This is a genomic window from Myxococcus sp. MISCRS1 (assembly GCF_026626605.1).
Lineage (GTDB): Bacteria > Myxococcota > Myxococcia > Myxococcales > Myxococcaceae > Myxococcus > Myxococcus fulvus.
Map to the genome: position 1 here is coordinate 2886194 of NZ_JAPNKB010000001.1, position 18944 is coordinate 2905137.

At 69.5% G+C, this 18944-nt stretch carries 19 protein-coding genes; 9 read left to right on the top strand and 10 right to left on the bottom strand.

The annotated features are described in order from the left end of the window. Positions 1–31 precede the first annotated feature (31 nt). Positions 32–667 carry an SRPBCC family protein gene (locus tag OWM54_RS10965; RefSeq protein ID WP_267697466.1) on the bottom strand — a complete coding sequence of 212 codons (636 nt, stop codon included), beginning with the start codon at positions 665–667 and terminating at the stop codon, positions 32–34. A gap of 229 nt (positions 668–896) precedes the next feature. Between OWM54_RS10965 and OWM54_RS10970 the strand changes: the two genes are divergently transcribed. From OWM54_RS10970 to OWM54_RS10980, 3 genes are all read left to right on the top strand, one after another. Next, the gene (locus OWM54_RS10970; protein ID WP_267697467.1) at positions 897–2369 is read left to right on the top strand and encodes an MDR family MFS transporter; all 1473 of its coding nucleotides are present in this window, start codon (positions 897–899) and stop codon (positions 2367–2369) included. A 39-nt stretch (positions 2370–2408) separates the two neighbouring features. Further along, positions 2409–4421: a hypothetical protein gene (locus OWM54_RS10975; protein ID WP_267697468.1), complete on the top strand. Its 2013-nt coding sequence runs from the start codon at positions 2409–2411 to the stop codon at positions 4419–4421. 72 nt (positions 4422–4493) lie between these two features. Then, positions 4494–5333 carry an alpha/beta fold hydrolase gene (locus OWM54_RS10980; RefSeq protein WP_267697469.1) on the top strand — a complete coding sequence of 280 codons (840 nt, stop codon included), beginning with the start codon at positions 4494–4496 and terminating at the stop codon, positions 5331–5333. 63 nt (positions 5334–5396) lie between these two features. Here the strand turns inward: OWM54_RS10980 and OWM54_RS10985 are convergent, their stop codons facing one another. After that, complete coding sequence (locus OWM54_RS10985; RefSeq protein ID WP_223747964.1) at positions 5397–6788, bottom strand: glutamate decarboxylase; 1392 nt, start codon at positions 6786–6788, stop codon at positions 5397–5399. Positions 6789–7019: 231 nt separating this feature from the next. Continuing rightward, positions 7020–8861 (bottom strand): M4 family metallopeptidase, encoded by a 1842-nt coding sequence (locus OWM54_RS10990; protein WP_267697470.1) that lies wholly within the window; start codon positions 8859–8861, stop codon positions 7020–7022. A gap of 199 nt (positions 8862–9060) precedes the next feature. On the opposite strand from OWM54_RS10990, the gene OWM54_RS10995 reads away from it, so the two are divergent. Beyond that, positions 9061–9690 carry a TetR/AcrR family transcriptional regulator gene (locus OWM54_RS10995; protein WP_223747962.1) on the top strand — a complete coding sequence of 210 codons (630 nt, stop codon included), beginning with the start codon at positions 9061–9063 and terminating at the stop codon, positions 9688–9690. A 22-nt stretch (positions 9691–9712) separates the two neighbouring features. Here OWM54_RS10995 and OWM54_RS11000 read toward each other — a convergent pair whose 3' ends face one another. The 3 genes from OWM54_RS11000 to OWM54_RS11010 form a co-directional block, all read right to left on the bottom strand. After that, entirely contained in the window at positions 9713–10150 is a 438-nt protein-coding gene (locus OWM54_RS11000) for a GFA family protein (protein ID WP_223747961.1), read from the bottom strand. A 66-nt stretch (positions 10151–10216) separates the two neighbouring features. Then, positions 10217–10786, bottom strand: coding sequence for a hypothetical protein (locus OWM54_RS11005; protein ID WP_267697471.1), 570 nt, complete (start codon positions 10784–10786; stop codon positions 10217–10219). Between the two features lie 44 nt (positions 10787–10830). After that, a complete protein-coding gene (locus OWM54_RS11010) occupies positions 10831–11640 on the bottom strand; it encodes an AraC family transcriptional regulator (protein ID WP_223784587.1) in 810 nt (269 codons plus the stop codon). Between the two features lie 169 nt (positions 11641–11809). Here OWM54_RS11010 and OWM54_RS11015 point away from each other — a divergent pair, with 169 nt between their 5' ends. The 4 genes from OWM54_RS11015 to OWM54_RS11030 all read left to right on the top strand — a co-directional run bounded on the left by OWM54_RS11015 (position 11810) and on the right by OWM54_RS11030 (position 15056). After that, a complete protein-coding gene (locus OWM54_RS11015; RefSeq protein WP_223784586.1) occupies positions 11810–12556 on the top strand; it encodes an SDR family oxidoreductase in 747 nt (248 codons plus the stop codon). Positions 12557–12586: 30 nt separating this feature from the next. Further along, positions 12587–13462, top strand: coding sequence for an NAD(P)-dependent oxidoreductase (locus OWM54_RS11020; RefSeq protein ID WP_141327527.1), 876 nt, complete (start codon positions 12587–12589; stop codon positions 13460–13462). A 139-nt stretch (positions 13463–13601) separates the two neighbouring features. Further along, positions 13602–13841: a hypothetical protein gene (locus OWM54_RS11025; protein WP_223784584.1), complete on the top strand. Its 240-nt coding sequence runs from the start codon at positions 13602–13604 to the stop codon at positions 13839–13841. 72 nt (positions 13842–13913) lie between these two features. Further along, complete coding sequence (locus OWM54_RS11030; RefSeq protein WP_267697473.1) at positions 13914–15056, top strand: leucine-rich repeat domain-containing protein; 1143 nt, start codon at positions 13914–13916, stop codon at positions 15054–15056. A gap of 9 nt (positions 15057–15065) precedes the next feature. Here the strand turns inward: OWM54_RS11030 and OWM54_RS11035 are convergent, their stop codons facing one another. Both OWM54_RS11035 and OWM54_RS11040 read right to left on the bottom strand, forming a co-directional pair. Further along, a complete protein-coding gene (locus OWM54_RS11035; protein WP_223784582.1) occupies positions 15066–15728 on the bottom strand; it encodes a hypothetical protein in 663 nt (220 codons plus the stop codon). Positions 15729–15790: 62 nt separating this feature from the next. Beyond that, positions 15791–16309, bottom strand: coding sequence for a DUF3224 domain-containing protein (locus tag OWM54_RS11040; protein ID WP_267697474.1), 519 nt, complete (start codon positions 16307–16309; stop codon positions 15791–15793). A gap of 89 nt (positions 16310–16398) precedes the next feature. On the opposite strand from OWM54_RS11040, the gene OWM54_RS11045 reads away from it, so the two are divergent. Beyond that, positions 16399–17226 carry a helix-turn-helix transcriptional regulator gene (locus OWM54_RS11045; RefSeq protein WP_267697475.1) on the top strand — a complete coding sequence of 276 codons (828 nt, stop codon included), beginning with the start codon at positions 16399–16401 and terminating at the stop codon, positions 17224–17226. Positions 17227–17238: 12 nt separating this feature from the next. Here the strand turns inward: OWM54_RS11045 and OWM54_RS11050 are convergent, their stop codons facing one another. Together OWM54_RS11050 and OWM54_RS11055 are read right to left on the bottom strand one after the other, a co-directional pair. Further along, on the bottom strand, positions 17239–17709 hold the full coding sequence (locus OWM54_RS11050; RefSeq protein WP_223784580.1) for an NUDIX hydrolase: 471 nt from the start codon (positions 17707–17709) through the stop codon (positions 17239–17241). Beyond that, positions 17706–18821, bottom strand: a complete 1116-nt coding sequence (locus tag OWM54_RS11055) for a DUF2380 domain-containing protein (protein WP_324289064.1) — start codon at positions 18819–18821, stop codon at positions 17706–17708. Before OWM54_RS11055 ends, OWM54_RS11050 begins: the two co-directional genes overlap by 4 nt. Positions 18822–18944 lie beyond the last annotated feature (123 nt).

The following is an 18944-nucleotide window of genomic DNA, read 5'->3' on the forward strand; positions in this document are numbered from 1 at the left end:
GGAGCCGTCTCCGCCTGATAACAAATACACGTTATTCGTGGTTCTGACGCTGCCGGGTGACGACGACGTCGAGCGCGGCGTCCCGCGAGTCGCTGTCGCCGCGGAAGCCCGCGTCGCCCACGGAGGGCCTCGCGGCGCCCCGGAGGGACTCGGCCACGAGCTTGATGTCGGCCAGGCCCCGCTCGAAGTCGCGCCCCATCACCTCGTCCATGCTGGAGAAGAGCTGGAGCGCCTTGCCCGCGAAGGTGTTCTCACCGGCCATCACCCAGGTGAGCGCCACCCCGCCCGGCGCGGGCGTCAGCGTGTACTCGGTGGTGTTGGTGGCGCGCATGGGCTCCAGGAAGTCGACCCGGATGCGGACGTATTCGTGCGGGCGGCTCTCCACGATTTCCATCCGCCCGGAGCCGGTGCGCTGGCCCCGCCACTCGTAGACGGCCCCCACGCCCCAGGCAGCGCCCGTCAGGGAGACCTGCTGCGTGGGCTCCAGCTTCCACCACGGCGACCACTGCTCCCAGGAGCGGAAGTCGTTGACCAGCGTGAAGACGAGCTCGGCGGGAGCCTGGATGTGGGCCGTGCGCTCGACGCGGAAGGTGTCCGGCCTGCGACTGATGGCCACGAACAAGCCCAGGACGATGACCGCCAACAGGACTCCGGGTGTCTTCTTCATAAAGCTCCTCGAAGGAGTGGCGCGCGCTCGGTCCGACCTCTCCTGAAGGCCCCCCCGGGCCATGGACCGAGCGCGCCACTCGCCACTCTTTTTTCGCGACGAACGAGCAAGGCTCGGATCGACACGCTCCCCGGGCTTTTCCACGATTTCCCAAGTACCCGAAAAGATTGACGCTGGCGTCTGTGGGAGGTGGCCATTAGAAGTGGGCGACCCCACCCCGCCCGACATCATGCGAAAGACTCACCGTCCCCTGACGACCCTGGCGCTCGCGACGAGCCTCTTCATGGCGGCGCTGGAGGTCACCGTCGTCTCCACCGCGATGCCCACGGTGGTGGGCGAGCTGGGTGGCATCCAGCGCTACGCGTGGGTCTTCACCGCGTACATGCTGGCGTCCACCATCACCGTCCCCATCTACGGGAAGCTGGCGGACCTGTACGGTCGCAAGCCGGTGCTGCTGTTCGGAATCGGCCTGTTCCTGGTGGGCTCCATCGCCAGCGGGCTGGCGACGTCGATGGGGCTGCTCATCGCCTTCCGGACGTTGCAGGGCCTGGGGGCGGGCGCCATCCAGCCGGTGGCGCTGACCATCATCGGGGATTTGTACACGATGCAGGAGCGCGCGCGGGTGCAGGGCGCGTTCAGCGCGGTGTGGGGCGTGGCGGGGCTGGTGGGGCCTGTCACGGGCGGGCTCATCGTGAAGTACCTGAGCTGGCATTGGATCTTCTTCATCAACGTGCCGGTGGGCGTGCTGACGTTCGCGCTGGTGGTGGCGTTCTTCCACGAGCAGGTGGAGCGAAAGCCGCAGCAGTTGGACTACGCGGGCGCGGCGCTCTTGTGCGCGGGCGTGGTGGCGCTGCTCGTCGGGGTGCAGGGCCTGGGGATGAACCTGTGGGCGCTGCCGGTGGCGCTGGGGCTGTTGTGGGCGTTCGTCGCGGTGGAGCGCCGTGCGCCCGCGCCGGTCATCCCGATGAGCATCTTCCAGTCGCCCGCCATCGCCATCTCCTCGGTGGCCGGGGCGCTGTTCTCCGCGGCGATGTTCGGGGCCACCACGTACGTGCCGCTGTACGTGCAGGCGGTGCTGGGCAGCTCGCCCACGGTGGCGGGCGGGATGATTACTCCGATGATTGTCGGCTGGCCGCTGGCCTCGGTGTTCGCGGGCAAGCTGCTTCTGCGCACGGGCTTCCGGCCGCTCATCGTCGGGGGGCTGGGGCTGACGATGGTGGGCACGGTGCTGATGACGCTGCTGCTCGTCCAGGGCGCGTCGCTCATCGCGCTCCAGGTGGCCATGGCGCTGTTCGGGGTGGGGCTGGGCTTCGCGTCCACCGCGCTGCTCATCGCGGTGCAGACCAGCGTGGGCTGGGAGCTGCGGGGCGTGGCCACGGCGAGCAACATGTTCTTCCGCACCATCGGCGGCGTGCTGGGCGTGGGGTTGATGGGCGGGGTGATGGTGTCGCAGTTGATGAAGGACCCGTCGGTGCCGCTGTCGGCCGCCAACGCGCTGCTGGGGCCCGAGCGGGGGCACGCGGCCATCCCGGAGGCGATGCTCAAGTCGCTGAGCGGGGCGCTCACCGCGGGGTTGAACATCAACTTCTGGCTCATCTGCGCCTTCTCGGTGGCGGCGTTCGTGTCGGGGCTGTTCTTCCCCCGCGTGAGCCGGAACACGAGCGCGCCAGTCCCCAGCGACAGCGCCGCCGCGCCGCACTGAGGAGCGCGGACGTGCCGGGAGGGTGCTATGCACGCCCCCATGCCCAAGCTCCGTGCCTCCGACGTCGACTCGCTCTTCGCCCGCGCCGACAAGCTGCTCGACCAGTACCCCCGGAGCTTCGGCACGGCGAAGGCGCTGCTCCAGCAGGTCCTCACCGCGCAGCCCGACCACCTGGAGGCCCTGCATGCGCTGAACTGGGCCTACGAGCGAGACCGGGACCATTCGCCTGGTGAGTGGCAGAGCAGGCTCCAGGAGCCGCAGCGCGCGGTGCGTGGGCGCATCCTCGAGCTGACGAAGAAGGTGAAGGCGGATGGAGGCGACACGGTGGCGCACCGTGCTCGCGCGCTCGCGCTGGCGCAGCAGGCGGAGAACATCCTTCGCACGGACCCCACGCCCGCGCGGCTGAAGCAGGCGGAGGAGTTGCTGGCCGAGAGCCAGTCGCTGGATGCGGACCGCCCCGAGCAGCGGCGGGCCGAGCGCGGCGTGATGGCGTGGAAGGCCATCCACCGCGCGCGCAAGGGCAAGCCGGATGCCTATCAGGTGCTGCTGGACTGGGTGGCCGAGAACCCGCGCCCCTCACCCTTCCATCCGGATGACCATGCCTCCGCGTTCCGGGGGCTGGAGGGCGCCTTCGCGGACGAGGGATTCCTCGAGTGGCTCCGCGCTCGCAAGCCGCGGACGGCCAAGGGACAGCGCGCGAAGGACCTCGCGCAGGGGATGCTTCATGTCGGCGACTGGGATGTGTCCGCCGAGCTGAAGGGTCCCGTCACCACGCCCTGCCGCGTGGGTCGACTGCTAGCGCTCCGCGCGCTCGGCGCCAACCTGGACGTGAAGGTCGGCGGCAAGTCGCTCCTGGAGCGCGCCAAGAAGCTGGGTGACAAGGCGCTGGTGCGGGAGCTGGAAGTGCTGTCGGGCGCGAAGCCGGACGCCAAGGGCAAGGCGCCCACCGAGAAGAAGACCTCGAACGCGAAGGGGGCCTCGAACGCGAAGCAGGCCTCGAAGGCGAAGGAGTCCTCTGCCACCAAGCAGGCCACGCCGGACGTGTACACGACGGCCCAGGTGTTCGCGGACGTGCACGTCACCTCGGACGGGACGGTGATGGTGCTCGCGGGCACGCCGCACCCGGACTCCGACCACGGCGACACCGCGGGCGACGACCTGTGGGACTTCGACAAGAGCATCAAATGGAACCAGCCGTGGGATGACCGCGTGTGGCTGGAGCAGATCCACATGGACATCGACGAGGACGAGCTCGAGGCGAACGGGCTCTCCTACGACGTCGACTTCAACCGCCTGCTCATCCACGACGGCAAGACCTGGACCCGCGCGAAGCTGCCCAAGGCCCTGCCCTACGGCTACGTGGCGCCCGTCCTGCGGGACCTCGGCGCCCCCTGGGGCCTGTCCGCCTTCGGCGTCTCCGCGCTCGCATTCGACGGCGGCGGCAAGGGCTGGAAGGTGAAGGAGGTCAGCGGCCCCGGCGGTCTCAACCTCGTGGACGCGGCGGTCCATGACGGCGTCCTCTACGGACTCTGCGAGAAGACCGGCCTGGGACGGCTGGTGCCCGAGGGAAAGAACCTGAGCCTGGAGCTGCTCGGCGACGAGCAGTCCGGTCTCCACCGCCTCTTCTCCCACGACGGCACGCTCTACGCCTTCGGCGACGATGGCGTGTTCGTACTCGAGGACGGCGCGCTGGCCCAGCTCCAGCCCACCCGAGCCCCCGTCCGAGCCCTGTGCGCGGCCCCCGAGCAGGGCGTCTACCTGCACACCGACGAGCACGCCTGGTACCTGCCCCGGAAGGGCAAGGCCCGGAAGCTCGCGCTGCCCAAGGATGGCATCCACTCCATCGCCTTCTTCAAGAACCGCCTGTTCGTCAGCGTCGGGCAGCAGGTGCTCCGGCTGGAGAAGGACCGGGCCGTCGCCGTGAAGCTCCCCTCCCCCGCCCCCGGCGTCCCCCGGCTCGTCGTCGCCGGGGACAGGCTCTGGACGGTGTTCCCCCATCACCTGACGTCCTCGCGCGATGGGAAGCAGTTCGAGCCCATCGCGTTTCGCTGAAACAGCAGTAACAGATTCACAAGTGCGCGGTGTTTCCCGGGGACCACGGCATCTCTCCGGGAGACACACCGCATGCTGAAGTCGTACGTGGCCCTGTTGCCCCTCGCCCTCCTCGCGCTGGTGGGCTGCTCGGATGACCCCGAGTCCGCGTCAGAGCCGAAGGACCGCTGGTTCACCAACCGGGACGGGCTGAAGCTCCACTATCTGGAGGTCGAGGGGCGCGGCTCGCCCGTGGTCATGCTCCACGGGCTGCTGGGCAGCGCGCATCCGTCCTGGGTGGCGCCGGGCATCGCCGGAGCGCTGGCGAAGCAGGGCCACCGCCTCATCATCCTGGACCAGCGAGGCCACGGGCAGAGCGACGTCCCCTACACGGCCTCCGCCTACGGCGAGCCCATGGTGCGGGATGTCCTCGAGCTGATGGACACGCTCGGAATCCAGCGGGCCCACCTCGTGGGCTACTCCATGGGCGCGGCGATGACGCGCGTGTTGATGACCCGCGCACCCGAGCGGGTCATCAGCGCGAGCCTGGGCGGCGCGGGCGTGGAGGAGCTGGACCCGGTCCTCCGCGCGGAGGCCGAGGCCCGGGACCCGAAGGGCACGGACCCCGACGAGCAGCGCATCCTCGACGAAATCGCCGGAGCGCCGCCGCTGGACCCGCGCTTCGTCGCCGCCATCACCGAGGCGTGGACCGCGTGGTGGCCGCCCTCCATCGACCTGTCCTCCCTGCGCGTGCCGGTGCAGGCGGTGAACGGCGAGTTCGACGCGCCCTACTCCAAGACGGTGCGCCTGGAGCGCGAGCTCGCGGGGTTCGAGAACGTCATCATCCCCGGCCGCACGCACCTGACGACGCTCATCGACTCGCGCTACGTGGACAGCCTGGTGGACTTCCTCCAGCGCAACGACGAGCGCTGACCCGAAAAAACGGGAGCGCGTCCGCACCCGACGCGCTCCCGCACCCTCCCCGACAGCCCCACCTCAGTGGTGGTAGCCGGAGGCCTCTTCCCGCGTCATCGGCGCGCTGACCGGATGCCGGCGGAAGTGCTCGATGCACGCGAGCAGGTCCGTCACCAGCAGCGTGGCCAAATCACGACTCACGCCGTGGCGCACCAGCACGCGCTGCACCACCAGGTCCTGGATGTTCGCGGGCATGGGATAGGCGGGCACCAGCCAGCCCCGCTCACGCAGGCGGTCCGCCAGGTCGTAGAGGGTGAAGCCCGGGTCCGTCCCCTCCTTCAGCTTCCAGCACACGCCCGGCACGCCGCCCCGGCCGTCGTAGACGATGTCGAACAGGCCGATCTGCTCGATGGCCTTCGCGATGTAGTTCGCGGTGTCCGAGCACGCCTGCTGCAACCGCCGGTAGCCCTCCCGCCCGAGCCGCAGGAAGTTGTAGTACTGGATGACAATCTGGCCGCCCGGCCGCGAGAAGTTCAGCGCGAAGGTCGGCATGTCGCCGCCCAGGTAGTCCACGCGGAAGATGAGCTCCTCGGGCAGGTCCTCCTTGTCGCGCCACACCACCCAGCCGCAGCCCAGCGGCGTGAGGCCGAACTTGTGGCCGGAGGCGTTGATGGACTTCACGCGCGGCAGCTTGAAGTCCCAGACGACGTCCGGGTGGATGAAGGGCGCCAGGAAGCCGCCGCTGGCCGCGTCCACGTGGATGGGGATGTCCAGCCCCGTGCGCACCTCCAGCTCGTCCAGCGCCGCGGCGATGTCCGCCACCGGCTCGTAGAGCAGGTTGAAGGTGATGCCCAGCGTGGGCACGACGCCGATGGTGTTCTCGTCGCAGTGCTTGAGCACCTCCTCGGGCGTCATCACCATGCGCCCGGGCGCGAGCGGCACCTGGCGCAGCTCCACGTCGAAGTAGCGCGCGAACTTGTGCCAGCAGATCTGCACCGGGCCGCAGATGAGGTTCGGCTTGTCGGTGGGCTTGCCCTCGGCCTCGCGCCGCTTGCGCCAGCGCCACTTGAGCGCCAGGCCCCCCAGCATGGCCGCCTCGCTGGAGCCCGTGGTGGAGCAGCCCATGGCGCTGGACGCGTGGGGCGCGTGCCAGAGGTCGGCGAGCATGTTCACGCAGCGCGTCTCGATTTCGGCGGTCTGCGGATACTCGTCCTTGTCGATCATGTTCTTGTCGAGGCACTCGTCCATCAGCTTGTGCACCTGGGGCTCGGACCAGGTCTGACAGAAGGTGGCCAGGTTCTGCCGCGAGTTGCCGTCCAGCAGCAGCTCGTCGTGCACCACGGCGTAGGCATGGTCCGGGCTGTGCTCGTCCTCGGGGATGCGGTACTTCGGCATCGGCACGGACAAATCCGGCGAGGCGTAGACGTCATCGTTGAGGCGGTCCCGGACTTCGTCTTTTCCATGCAGGGGCATGTTCTCTCCAGGCGGTGAAGGCACTCTGGAAGAGGAGATGGTGTTGCCCCCAGGTGGGAGCCTCGTTCCCCGGAGAGGGACGAGCCTGCGGGCAGCCGTCCGCTCCGCCCGGGAGCCCCCGGTTGTCAGGTGCACGCGGCGCCGACGACGCGCGGGGAGGCCCGGCAATGCGCCCCGCCGCGCGAGCCGGGTGACTCGAGCGCGGCGGGGATGAAGCAGCAGGGACCGCGACTACTTCACGCCGACCGCGCCCCAGCTCTCCAGCACCTTCTGGGCCTCCACGGAGTCCTTGCCGTAGAGGTCCTGCGCCGCCTTGTACGTGGCCTCCTTCGCCTGGGCGAAGTTGGTGGTCGGCGTCATGTAGAAGTTCAGCGCGCGGGAGTAGATCTTCAGGCCCTTCTCGATGCCGATGCCGTCCTTCACCTCCACGCCGGAGGTGCGGTTCTTGCCACCCTCGGACAGCAGGTAGAAGGCGTTGTTCGGGATGCCCGAGTTGATGTGCACGCCGCCGTTGTCCTGCCAGCCGGTGTAGCGCTTCGAGTAGTGGTCCGGCGACATGCCGTCGCTGGAGGGGTTGCTCAAGTCACGCAGGCCGTCGGTGTCGTCGCCGTTGTTGGGCGTGAACGTGTCCTCGCCCACCGTCCAGTCGAACTTCACCGCGTCGTTGCGCTGGCTGGCGTACCACTCCACGCCCACGCCCATGATGTCGCTCATCGCCTCGTTGAGGGCGCCCGACTCGTTGCGGTACTGCAGGCCCGCGGTGCGCTCGGTGAGGCCGTGGGTGATTTCGTGGCCCGCGATGTCCAGCGTGGTGAGCGAGCCGAACTGGTCGCCGTCACCGTCGCCGTAGTTCATCTTCTCGCCGTCCCAGAAGGCGTTGGCGAAGTCCTTGCCCACGTGCACGTCGGAGATGAGCTTCTCGCCCTTGCCGTCGATGGAGTCGCGGCCCAGCACGTCCTTGTAGAAGTCGTACGTGGCCTGGGCGCCGTACTGCGCGTCCACCGCGTCCTTGTTGCGCGCGGAGTCGGTGCCCTCGCCCCAGATGTCGTTGTCGTCGGTGACGGCCGCGTGCGTGGTGTTGTCGGTGTTCGGGTCGCGGTTGAGCGCGTCGCGCGTCACCACGCCGCCGCCGCGCGAGGTGTCCTCGAGCGAGTACGTGCCGTCCGCGTTCTTCGTGCTGCCGATCTCCACCTTGCCGCTGTACTGGGTGGTGTCGTCCGCCTTGCTCGAGGGCGCGGGCGTGCCGGGCTCCTCGGTCGTCGGCGTCTCGGCCGTCAGCGAGGGCTTCACCCCGTGCGAGTGGCCCGCGTGGTCCGCGCCGTGCGCGTGGCTGCCCACGCCGCCCATCTGGTTGTACTGCTCCAGCACCTTGCCGGTGTTCGCGTCGACCAGGTACTGCATGCGGCGCGGGTCCTTGCCCGGGCCCACGTCCGTCGTGTTGCTCAGCTCCACGTGGTACGCGGCCTTGTACTCGCCGTTGGCGTCCTTGAAGATGACGCGCTCGGAGACGGGCTTGCGGTCCGTGGGGCCGTTGAACTCCTTCTGGGCCACGGCCAGCGCGTCCTCGGCGGACAGCTTCGTCTCCTTCTTGCCCAGGCCCGCGGGGATGGTGCCCACGTCACCCGTCAGGCTCTCCAGCTTGCCCTCGCGGTCCAGGTGACCCACCACCTGCTCGCCGAAGACGGGCACCCCCTCGTGCTTGCGGTCCATGCGCACGTGCGTGAAGCCCAGGTCGTCCTTCTCCACCGCGCGCGGCGCGAAGTCCGCGGCGTTGACGCCCTGCTTGCCGGCCAGCAGCTGCGACACCGTGGGCGCCGCCTGCTTCTGCAGGAAGTCCACCGTCGTCTGGATGGCCGCCTTGCTGGTGTCGCTGTCCAGGGCCACCGGGCCGGACTTCACCGTCGGCGCCGTCAGCGGCGTGGCCGACTTCGGCTGCGCGGGCTTCGTCGCCGCCTCGAAGGTGGAGCCCTCGGTGAAGCCCAGGGCCTTGTTCTTCACCTCGGGCGCAGTCGCGGGCCGGGTGTCCGTGGAACGCGTGACGGGAAGCTTCGGGAGGTCGGCGCGAATCTTCATGGTGGGGGGGCCCAGAGGTGACAGGTTCGTGAAGATTCTCGGACTCTGGGCACCCGAGGTTGTGTCGCGATAGGAGGAAAAAGCACACACGCCCTGTCGGAGCAGGCAACCTGCCGGAATCATGGAGGCCCCCGCTTCCGCTCGAGATGAGTCGTAACGGCCCCACCCTGGGCGTACGCTGTACGCCAGCCCCGCGCCCATGCCACGTCCCCGCTCGCTCACCCTGCCCGGCATCGCCGACGCCGCCCTCACCGTCATCGAGCGGGAGGGGCTGGCCGCGCTGTCCATGCGCTCGGTGGCGAGCGCGCTCGGCATGGGGACCATGTCCCTGTACCGCTACGTGGAGGGGCGGGAGGCGCTGGAGTCGCTGGTCGTCGACGCGGTGATGCGGGACGTGCGCCTGCCCGGCCCGGGCGGGGACACGCCCTGGACCGAGCGGGTGAAGACGCTGCTGGGACAGGTGCGAGGGGCGGTGGCGCGCCACCCTTGCGTCGCGCCGCTGGTGCTCACCCGGCGCCACTGCACCGAGGGCACGCTGGCGTGGGCCGAGGCGCTGCTCGCGCTCCTGACGGAGGGCGGCTTCGAGGGCCTGGCGCGGCTCGTCGCCCTGCGCACGCTGGTGAGCCACGTCTTCGGCTCCGTCCAGCTCATGCACCTGGGCGCCCTGTCCGGAGAGGGCACCGCCGCCCTCACACAGCTGGACGCCGGCCGCCATCCCCTGTTGCGTCAGACGGCCGGGGACGCGCGGCGGCTCCCCCCTGACGAGGAGTTCCGCCGCGGCCTGGACGTCGTGCTGCTCGGCCTGGAGGCCACGCTGGCCCGCCGCTGAGGACGGGCCCGCTCGAGGCGCCTCAGGCGGCGCGCAGGGGCCACGGCTCGGAGCGCGGGCCCGCCTCCCAGTTGTCGTGACGGCCGTCCCAGTACTGGACCGTGAGCTTGGAGAGGTCCACGCCGTCCAGGCAGCCCACGTTGATGGAGCGGAAGTCCCCGCCCAGCTCCTCGACGAAGCCACCGCCGTAGGCCTGGACGCCGCAGTGCTTGCAGAAGCGCCGGTAGTTGGGGCTCTTGCCCACGCGGTACTCGCCCGTCTCGCCCTCGCCCTGGAGGACGCGGAACGAGCTGGGGGCCACCTGCGTCGTCGTGCCGCCCATCTTCGTGCAGACGGTGCAGTTGCAGCGGTTCACCGCCTCGGCGAGGTCCACCTCGGCCTCGAAGCGCACGGCGCCGCAGTGACAGCCGCCGACGTACTTCTTCAGGGTGGGGGACTTCTGGGCAGGGGTCAGGCTCATGGCGGGTTCTCCTCGGTGAGTCGCTGTGATGAGGGAGTTATGGACCCTGCCCGTGACAGGAGTATGTCAGGTTTGTTCGAGGGCCTTCGCGGCCCGGGCCTCCCGCAGCAGGTCGGTCAGCGCCTCGCGGGCCTGGACCCGGGCCTCCTTGTCCTGGTCTCCCCGCCCCTGGTTCAGCACCCAGGCCGTCACCAGGGCCTTGGAGGCCTCCTGGGAGCGCGCCCACGCGTCGGTCTCCGCGTCCTCCTCCCCTGAGGTCCTGGCCGCCCAGACCTCCGCGAGGTGGCTGGCGGCATCGGCGAAGGCGGCGGCCGCGGGCTTCCCGCCCAGCACCCACGCATTGCGCAGGTCTCCCAGCCCGCTGGCGACGAGGTGCGCCTGGCGTGGAGGCGTCTTCGCGCGAGCCTGGGCGAACAGCTCCGCCGCCGGCCGCGCGTCCTGGATGCGCTCGGCCACCCGGCTCAACCAGTCCGCGCAGACCTGGTGGGCGCGCTCCTCCGGGAAGCGGTCGACCACGGAAGGCAGCAGCGGGTACAGGTGCCGGGCGCGGGCCCAGGCCTCCTCGGCGGAGGCGAAGTGGAAGCCATTCGCCTCGAAGATGGCGAGCATGCGGACATCGGGCGTCTCCTCGGACATGAGGAAGGCTCTACGCCTGCATCGACCCCACCGGCAACGCGGAATCAGGCGCGCGAGCGGAGGATGTCACCCGGCGTCACGCCCAGCACGCGGCGCATCCAGCGGGCCATGTGGCTCTGGTGGGAGAAGCCCGCCTCCAGGGCCACCTGTCCCGTGGGCAGTTCGCCGCGCAGGAGCAGCGTGCGGGCCCGCTCCACGCGGCGCTGAATCACGTACTCGTGGACGGGCAGCCCGGTGGAGCGCTTGAAGAGCGTCTTGAGGTGCGACGCGCTGACGGCCGCCACGCGGGCCAGCGTCGCGAGCGAGAGGTCCTCGTCCAGGTGCGTCTCCACGTAGTCCGTGACGCGCTGGAGCTGGTCCGCGGACAGGCCCCCACGCACCTCGACCTCCGCGCGGTAGTGGGACAGCAGCCGGGCCGCGAGCGCGAGGCCCAGGCTCTCCCGGTACAGCAGTCCGTTGGGGAAGTCCGCGCGGGCCTCCGCCTCCAGCGCCCAGGCGATGTGTTCGAGCTGCGCGTCGCGGAAGTGGTGCCGCAGCGCCACGCCCACGCGGTCCGGGTCCAACCCCATGTCCTCGGCCGCCCGCTGGAGCAGGGAGTGCGGCAGGCGCAGGTCCAGGCCCACGCTGTCATCGTCCTCCACCCAGGTGTCGGTATGGCCCGCCGGCAGGAGGAACAGCTCTCCTCGCGTGCGCACCGAATAGTGCTGGCTGGCGAGACAGGACACCCGCACGGGCTCACCGGCGTGGATGTTGAGGACATGGTCCGAGCTCGCCAGGTGGACCCGGTCTCCGGCGCGCGTGGTGCGCAGGTCGACCCCCAGGCCGACTCGAGGTCGTCGCGCGTGCTCGCTCATGGCCCCTGAATATAGGGGGCGGCGTCCTTTCGTGCTCCCGAAACATCCGTGCGTGCGCGACCCCCGAGGGGGCCGTCGGTATTCCTCTCCCACACGCGATGAAGCCGCCGCGCCCGACGCGCTCGGCGTGCGGCCATGCATCCAGGCAGGACCTCAGGGGAGAGACGACATGGGACGGTATTCCGGGAAGAAAGTGGTGGTGACGGGAGGAACGGCGGGCATCGGGCTCGCCGCGGTGAAGGCGCTGCTCGCCGAGGGCGCGGAGGTGCTGCTCACCGGCCGCGGCGAGCAGGGACTTGAGGCGGCGCGCAAGGAGCTGGGGCCGCGTGCCCATGTGGTGCGCTCCGACACGGCGAGCCTGCGGGACATCGACGCCCTGGCCACGCACGTGAAGCAGACGCTGGGCGCGGTGGACTTCGTCCTCGTCAACGCGGGGTTCGCGAAGCTGGTGCCCTTCGAGCAGGTGACAGAGGCGGTGTACGACGAGACCTTCGGCATCAACACGAAGGGGGCGTTCTTCACGGCGCAGCGGCTGGCACCCCTCGTGCGGGATGGCGGCGCGTTCGTCTTCACCACGTCGGTGGCGGACGAGACGGGCGCGCCGGGCATGAGCGTCTACTCGGGCTCGAAGGCGGCGGTCCGCTCGTTCGTGCGGGTGCTCGGCGCGGAGCTGGTGGCGCGGGGCATCCGGGTGAACGCGGTGAGCCCGGGCTTCACGCGCACGCCCACGCTGGGCGTCACCGGCGCCACGCCCCAGGAGGTGGAGGCCTTCGAGCAGGAGGGCCTGCACCTGACGCCCATGAAGCGCATCGCGGACGCCGAGGAGGTGGCCCGGGCGGCGCTGTTCCTCGGCCTCGAGGCCACCTTCACCACCGGCGCGGAGCTGCCCGTCGACGGCGGCCTGTCGCAGTTCTGAGTTCCACTTCCACCTCGAAGGACACACGACATGAAGCCACACATCAGCGTCATCGGCGCGGGCCGCATGGGCTCCGCCTTGGTCAAGGCCTTCCTCCAGAGCGGATACACGACGACGGTCTGGAATCGCACCCGGGCACGGTGCGAGCCGCTGGCCACGGCGGGCGCGCGCATCGCCGACTCCGTGCGGGACGCGGTACACGCCGCCAGCGTCGTCATCGTGAACGTGAACGACTACGACACCAGCGACGCGCTGCTGCGCCAGGACGAGGTGACGCGGGAGCTTCGCGGCAAGGTGCTGGTGCAGCTCACGTCCGGCTCGCCGAAGCTGGCGCGCGAGCAGGCGACGTGGGCACGTCGGCACGGCATCGACTACCTGGACGGCGCCATCATGGCCACGCCAGACCTCATCGGTCAGCCCCACTGCACGCTCCTGTACGCGGGCCCGAAGGCCCTGTACGACAAGCACCAGGCCGTGCTGGCGGCGCTCGGTGGAAACACGCAGCACGTGAGCGAGGACGAGGGCCACGCCTCCGCGCTCGACAGCGCGATGCTGTTCCACATGTGGGGCTCGCTGTTCAGCGGGCTGCAGGCCGCGGCCATCTGCCGGGCGGAGGGGATTGCGCTCGACAGGCTCGGCCCGCATCTGGACTCCGTCGTGCCCATGATTCAATTCGGCGTGGCCGACCTGCTCCAGCGCATCCAGCAGGAGCGGTACGGCGCGGACACGGAGAGCCCCGCCACGCTCGACACGCACAACGTGGCGTTCCAGCACCTGCTTCACCTGTGCGAGGAGCGGAACATCCACCACGCCCTCCCCAAGGCCATGGATGCACTCATCCAGACCGCCCGGAAGGCGGGACATGGACAGGACGACTTCTCGGTCCTCGCGCGCTTCCTGCGCTGAGCGCGCGAAAGGATAGAGCGGTGCGTCAGAGAGCATGGCTGATTGTCATTTGACGCTCTCACTGCAGCGTTCGCGCTCCTGGATTGCTTGCCTTTAGACTCCGGGTGCGCACTCCCGCGCGTCCCACCAGGAAGACAGGATGAAGAGAGCAAGCATGTGGCTGGCCACGGTGACGGCCCTCGGCCTGATGTTCGGATGTGGCGCACCGCTGCCCGAGGAGACTCAAGAACCCGTGAGCGAGCAGCCGGCGGATACCGGCTCGGACGTGAGCGCGCAGGCGTGTGAAGACAACCCGACCTGCCTGTGCAACCGCATCTGTCGTCAGCGGTGCGGCACCAACACGACGTGCATGACGCAGTGTCTCGCCGAAGAGTGTTAGACGGGATTCGTCACGAGGCGCACCGCGGGCACCCCGCGCGCGGTGCGCCTCGACCCGAACCCGTGGTGTTGCATGGCGCAGAAGAAGACCTCCTCGTCCCCCCAGAGCAAGTCCACGCCCCGCGCCTCCGCCGGGAAGCCGGAGCCTGTCGCTCCCGAGGTGGCGTGGACCGGGCTGGAGCAGCAGGTGCTCGCCGTGCTGGGGGAGAAGGCCGTGGGCCAGTACCCCGCGGACCTGGAGCCCATGAGCCGGGTGTTCGAGCAGGTCCCCGACGAGACGGGACTCCTGCCCGAGTCCTACCAGCGCTTCGTCGAGGCGCTGGGGTACCGCTGGCTCAACACGGGCAAGAAGGCCCTGGCGTTCCTGCCGCCCCGCTGGCGCGCGAGCGCGTCCCAGGGCATGGGCGAGCCGAACCGTCAGTGGACCGAGGTGCGTGAGGAGCGGGAGGCGGGCCGTCACGTGTACCGCTTCGTGATGTTCGCCTCCGCGGACTTGAACGACGTCAACGGCTTCGCCTTCGGGCTCGGTGCGAAGGGCGGCGCCCCTGTCGTGTTCCAGGTGGAGGACAGCCTGCCCCTGCGCGAGCTGGGAAGCTTCGAGGCGTGGCTCGGCAAGGCCCTCGCCCCCCTGCGCAAGGCCATCGCGAAGCCGGCGAAGAAGCCCGAGCTGGGAGACCCGCTCGCGCTCCTCCAGGAGTCCCTCGGCGAAGTGGCGGCGAAGGCGAGGCAGGCGGGCGCGGCGGCCCTCTTCGACACCTTCCCTCGCGACACCCGCGCCATCTCGCTGCTCCACCGCAAGCTGGGCGTGGTGCCGGACATGGTGGCCGAGTTCTCCCAGCTGGAGACCCTGACGGTGAAGGGGGCGGGGCTCAAGGCGCTGCCCTCCGTGCTGGGCCAGCTCACGAAGCTCAAGCAGCTCGACTGCTCCTGGAACGCGGAGCTGGCCACGCTGCCCGCCGAGCTGGGGCGCCTTCAGGACCTCGAATCACTCAACCTGGACCACACCGCGGTCGCCACGCTCCCGGAGGCGCTCGGGAAGCTTCCGCGCCTGCGCTCGCTCAGCCTCAAGAACACGCGCCTCACCGCACTGCCGGCGTGGCTGAGCCAACTGCCCGCGCTCAAGTTCCTGGACCTGTCGCGCACGGACGTCCCACCAGGGGAGCTCGAGGCCTTCAGGCAGGCCCGTCCCGAGTGCTCGATGTATCCGCGACCGTGACGGGGGGACTCACTCCTGGATGGAGTCGCCCACCTGCCGGAGGTCCTCGGGGTCCACGTCCTCGCGACGCAGCACCTTGCACAGCGCGCGGAACCAGTGCTCGAAGCTCTCGAAGCCGAACATCATCGGGTCGTTCTCGTCCAACCACGTGCCGTCGTCCACGTAGTGGCCAGCGAGCGCCTCGTAGTCGTTGTCCTCGAAGTAGACGGGCAGCTCTCCGTCCTTCGGTGTGGTGCGCGTGTAGAAGCACCACCGCGACGCCTCCACGCCCATGTACGCATCCGCGAAGGAGATGAGGTCCGTCGTCGTGATCTCCCGGCCATCCACCGTGGTGCCCGCGGGCGTCCAGGCCGCCGTGAGGGAAGCCATCGTGGGCGCCCAGACGTGGAACGGGCGATACGTCTCCCACTCCTCGGTGTCCGGCTGGTACTCGAGCCGGACCTCGCGGTGCAGCATCAGGAACTCGCGGTAGCTGTCCGGGATGACGAAGGCCTCCTCGCGATAGGGCGTCGGAAGCTCGTACTCGAACCCGGTCAGCATGCGGGGCAGCGCGTCCACCTCCTCGCGCGTCAGGGGTGCCTCGCGGATGAGCCGCCAGCCCCGCGCCTGGGCCCAGGCGTCCATCTCGTCCAGCAGGGCCTTCAAGTCCTCTCGCCACGTCGCGCTCGCCATGCGTGGCCTCTACCCCGCCCCGGGCGGAAACGGAAGTCGCTCGGGGCTTTCGGGGCGTGTGCTCAGGGCTGGCTCGCGAGGGTGTAGTCGAGCACGTACATGTGGACGCCCTTCTCGTCGATTTGAATCTCGTACGTGCCGGAGATGCCCTGGAGCTCGTCCGTTCCGGACTCGGGCACGACGGAGCCGACAACCTTGAATGCTCCGCGCGTCATGGAGCCCGAATGCATGAGGGTGAAGCTTCCCTTGCGTCCCTCGAGGGTGCCGGTGACGCGCTCCAGCGCGACGTAGCCACCGGACTGGCCATCGTCGAGCGTGGCGAGCATCTGGCCCACGCCCGTGCCCTCCAGTGCGCCGTGGTAGCGCTTGTCGATGGACAGCCGGCCGATGGGGGACTGCTCCGCGCCAGCGTCCGGGGCCAGGGGGGTCGCCTTGGCGTTGAAGATGCCCTTCACGTGCTTCGTCATGTTCGTCTCGCTTCCGGTCCGGGTGGGTGTCGCCGCCGCAGGGGTGCTCGCGCAGCCCTGGCAGAGCACGGCGCCGAGCACCCACGCCAACACATTCGTTCCCGTCTTCGTCATGGGAGCTCCTCGTGGTTGTGGGCCGTCAGATACGTGGCGGCGCGCCGGGCGGATTGCAAAAACGCGACACGCCGACAGAATGCGTGCCGGTGAGTCGCCCTCGCATCGACGCCGTGCGTGGCGTCCTCCAACGTCCCGCGCCCGCGGACAGCATCGTGCATGAGCGCTTCGCGCCCGCCGCGGAGCTGGAGGAGTTCATCCAGCACTTCTGGACGGTGCGGTGGGACTTGCGAGGCGAGCCGCCGCTCCTGGCGGAGACGCTCCCCCATCCCTGTGTGCATGTGGTGTTCGACCGGGGACAGGGCCGCGTCACGGGGGTGCAGTCGCGCCGGTTCCGCCGGAGGATTCAGGGACAGTCGCGGGTGTTCGGCATCAAGTTCCGGCCCGCGGCGTTCCAGCCGGTGTTGGGGGCGCCCTTGTCCCAGCTCACCGACCGGACGGTGAGCGTGCGTTCGGTGTTCGGGAGGGAGGGCATCGCGCTGAAGGACGCCATCCTGGCGGAGCCGGACGTGCGCCGGTGCGTGACGCTGGCGCAGGACTTCCTGCGGCGACGGCTGCCGCCCATGCCCGAGCCCATCGCGAGGATGCGGGACCTGGTGGAGCGGCTCGCGGCGGACGCGTCGGTGACACGGATGGAGCAGGTGGCCGCGCTGGCGAAGCTGGAGCCGCGCAACCTCCAGCGGAGGTTCAGCGCGGCGGTGGGAGTGAGTCCCAAGTGGGTCCTCAAGCGCTACCGGCTCCACGAAGCCGCCGAGCAGCTCGCGCGCGCCCAGGTGCCCGACATGGCGAGCCTGGCGCTCCAGCTGGGCTACTTCGACCAGTCCCACTTCATCCGCGACTTCAAGGCCCTGGTCGGCTGCTCTCCGGGACAGTACGCCGAGCGCGCCGCCGCGAGCCGGCGGGCCGCGGGCAAGTAGAGCCGTTCAGGGTCATGCCTCCTCGTCGGGGAGGAGTGTCCGGAGCAATTCGTCATCAGGCCCGAGCGGGCGCCAGCCCACAGGGGGAGGATTCGCCCGGAGCGCGGCAATCACCTGCCGAGTCCGCTCCGAATATGTTTCTGGAGTGGACCCAGACCACATGCCAAGTGCCTTCGCGACCTGGAAGCGAGTCACGTCATCAAGTGTCGCTGGCCACCCGTTGGGAAGCCCTGCCGCCAACTCACGCACGAGCAGGTCACGGACGAGTCGCGTGACTTGATTCCGCCGTTCCGCTTCAGCACGCAATCCGACCAACACCTGCGCCCCGGCGATGTCGTCCTTTCCAAGCTCTTCTGCCAGCGCGTACAGCGGCACGGCAGGGCGTGCCTCCGCAAAGGCCGTCAACGAGTCGAAGCCGCGCTCGCGGACCCGCTCGTAGAGCCGGACACGCCAGTTCCCCTGCCACGAGCGCCCATCGGTCATCGGCTCCGACCCTTGGTGAACTTCATTGGGATGTCGTAGAGCTTCATGTTCTCCGCGACGATGCTCAGTACCTCATTCCGCGTCAACGGCTGCCCTGCCGCCAACTCCGCATCGTTCAGGGTGCGCATGATCCTCCTATTCCATTCGTCGGGCCACATGCGTCCCAGCTTCCAGTTGCCCCCACCATGAATCGCCTCATGGTGGGAGCGCTCCAGCCTGACGCAGAAGCTGTCGATGTCCAGGTCGCCCTTGAAGCCACGCTGTTCGAACCACTCGCGGTGCTCCTTCGGCAGGACGTGGTGCTTCGGCGCCTCGGACATGCCGGCCCCTGCACGTCCCGTCACGTGCATGCCACGCACCTCGGGGCCATCCCCCAGCGCCTCTCGCACGCCCTCGGGCAGGTCCTGGTGCGCCTGCGCCATCATCACCTGCCCGCCGTGGATGCGGACGGCCGCGCCCACCACCGGAGCCGAGATGACGCCCGCCTGGACCAGCCTGCGCATCATCTCCACCCATTCGGCGGAGACTACGATTCGTGAGCCCACCATGACGCCGCCCGAGCCCATCGCGAGCCGCGCACCAAGCGTCACGGGCACAGCCGGCGGCGGACGCGGCAGCGACATCTTCAAGGTCGAAATCAGGGTGAGCATCTCCAACACCTGCACCGCCACCATCACCTTGCCACCCAGCTCCATGGCCGAGCGCGCGTCTCGGCGAATCGCATCGAACTCTCGGGACAACGTCCCCATCAGCGCGGGCATGGCGACCGCCGCGGCGGCGACACGCTCGGGGTCTCGTGACGCGAGTTCCTTCAACGAAGGCTCCATCAAGCCCTGGACACGGTGCAGCTCCGCGAAGAGCCGCTCTCTTCCGTACATGGGGCAGTCTCGAAGGACCGCGTCAGCGAGCTGGAGGAAGTCCACCCACGTGGACGCCAGCAGGGCACCGAACATCGCGGCCTGGAGACGAGGTCCGGCCATGCCGAGGATGCCCACCTCCATCCCCGCATCCCCCACTTCTGATGCCACGCCCACGAGCGCCGTGGCGCTCCTGGACTCTCCACGCAGCCACGCCAGCTGACGGGCGCCGTGCTCACGGTATCGGGTGAACACACCCTCGAGTCCACTCACACTGGATGAGGACGTTCGCTCCTCGAGTTGGGAGAGCACGGCTGAGACACCACCGAGGGAGCCCCGCACCTCCTCGATGGCTTCGAGGACGGCCTGACGCGTGAG

What these genes read in the sequence shown, in the direction of transcription:
- OWM54_RS11025 (WP_223784584.1), top strand. Translation starts at nt 13,602, where the DNA reads ATGAAGAGAGCAAGCATGTGGCTGGCCACGGTGACGGCCCTCGGCCTG.
- OWM54_RS11005 (WP_267697471.1), bottom strand. Translation starts at nt 10,786, where the DNA reads ATGTCCGAGGAGACGCCCGATGTCCGCATGCTCGCCATCTTCGAGGCG.
- OWM54_RS10990 (WP_267697470.1), bottom strand. Translation starts at nt 8,861, where the DNA reads ATGAAGATTCGCGCCGACCTCCCGAAGCTTCCCGTCACGCGTTCCACG.
- OWM54_RS11050 (WP_223784580.1), bottom strand. Translation starts at nt 17,709, where the DNA reads ATGACCGATGGGCGCTCGTGGCAGGGGAACTGGCGTGTCCGGCTCTAC.
- OWM54_RS11000 (WP_223747961.1), bottom strand. Translation starts at nt 10,150, where the DNA reads ATGAGCCTGACCCCTGCCCAGAAGTCCCCCACCCTGAAGAAGTACGTC.
- OWM54_RS11010 (WP_223784587.1), bottom strand. Translation starts at nt 11,640, where the DNA reads ATGAGCGAGCACGCGCGACGACCTCGAGTCGGCCTGGGGGTCGACCTG.
- OWM54_RS10965 (WP_267697466.1), bottom strand. Translation starts at nt 667, where the DNA reads ATGAAGAAGACACCCGGAGTCCTGTTGGCGGTCATCGTCCTGGGCTTG.
- OWM54_RS10980 (WP_267697469.1), top strand. Translation starts at nt 4,494, where the DNA reads ATGCTGAAGTCGTACGTGGCCCTGTTGCCCCTCGCCCTCCTCGCGCTG.
- OWM54_RS11035 (WP_223784582.1), bottom strand. Translation starts at nt 15,728, where the DNA reads ATGGCGAGCGCGACGTGGCGAGAGGACTTGAAGGCCCTGCTGGACGAG.
- OWM54_RS11030 (WP_267697473.1), top strand. Translation starts at nt 13,914, where the DNA reads ATGGCGCAGAAGAAGACCTCCTCGTCCCCCCAGAGCAAGTCCACGCCC.
- OWM54_RS10970 (WP_267697467.1), top strand. Translation starts at nt 897, where the DNA reads ATGCGAAAGACTCACCGTCCCCTGACGACCCTGGCGCTCGCGACGAGC.
- OWM54_RS10995 (WP_223747962.1), top strand. Translation starts at nt 9,061, where the DNA reads ATGCCACGTCCCCGCTCGCTCACCCTGCCCGGCATCGCCGACGCCGCC.
- OWM54_RS11040 (WP_267697474.1), bottom strand. Translation starts at nt 16,309, where the DNA reads ATGACGAAGACGGGAACGAATGTGTTGGCGTGGGTGCTCGGCGCCGTG.
- OWM54_RS10975 (WP_267697468.1), top strand. Translation starts at nt 2,409, where the DNA reads ATGCCCAAGCTCCGTGCCTCCGACGTCGACTCGCTCTTCGCCCGCGCC.
- OWM54_RS10985 (WP_223747964.1), bottom strand. Translation starts at nt 6,788, where the DNA reads ATGCCCCTGCATGGAAAAGACGAAGTCCGGGACCGCCTCAACGATGAC.
- OWM54_RS11020 (WP_141327527.1), top strand. Translation starts at nt 12,587, where the DNA reads ATGAAGCCACACATCAGCGTCATCGGCGCGGGCCGCATGGGCTCCGCC.
- OWM54_RS11015 (WP_223784586.1), top strand. Translation starts at nt 11,810, where the DNA reads ATGGGACGGTATTCCGGGAAGAAAGTGGTGGTGACGGGAGGAACGGCG.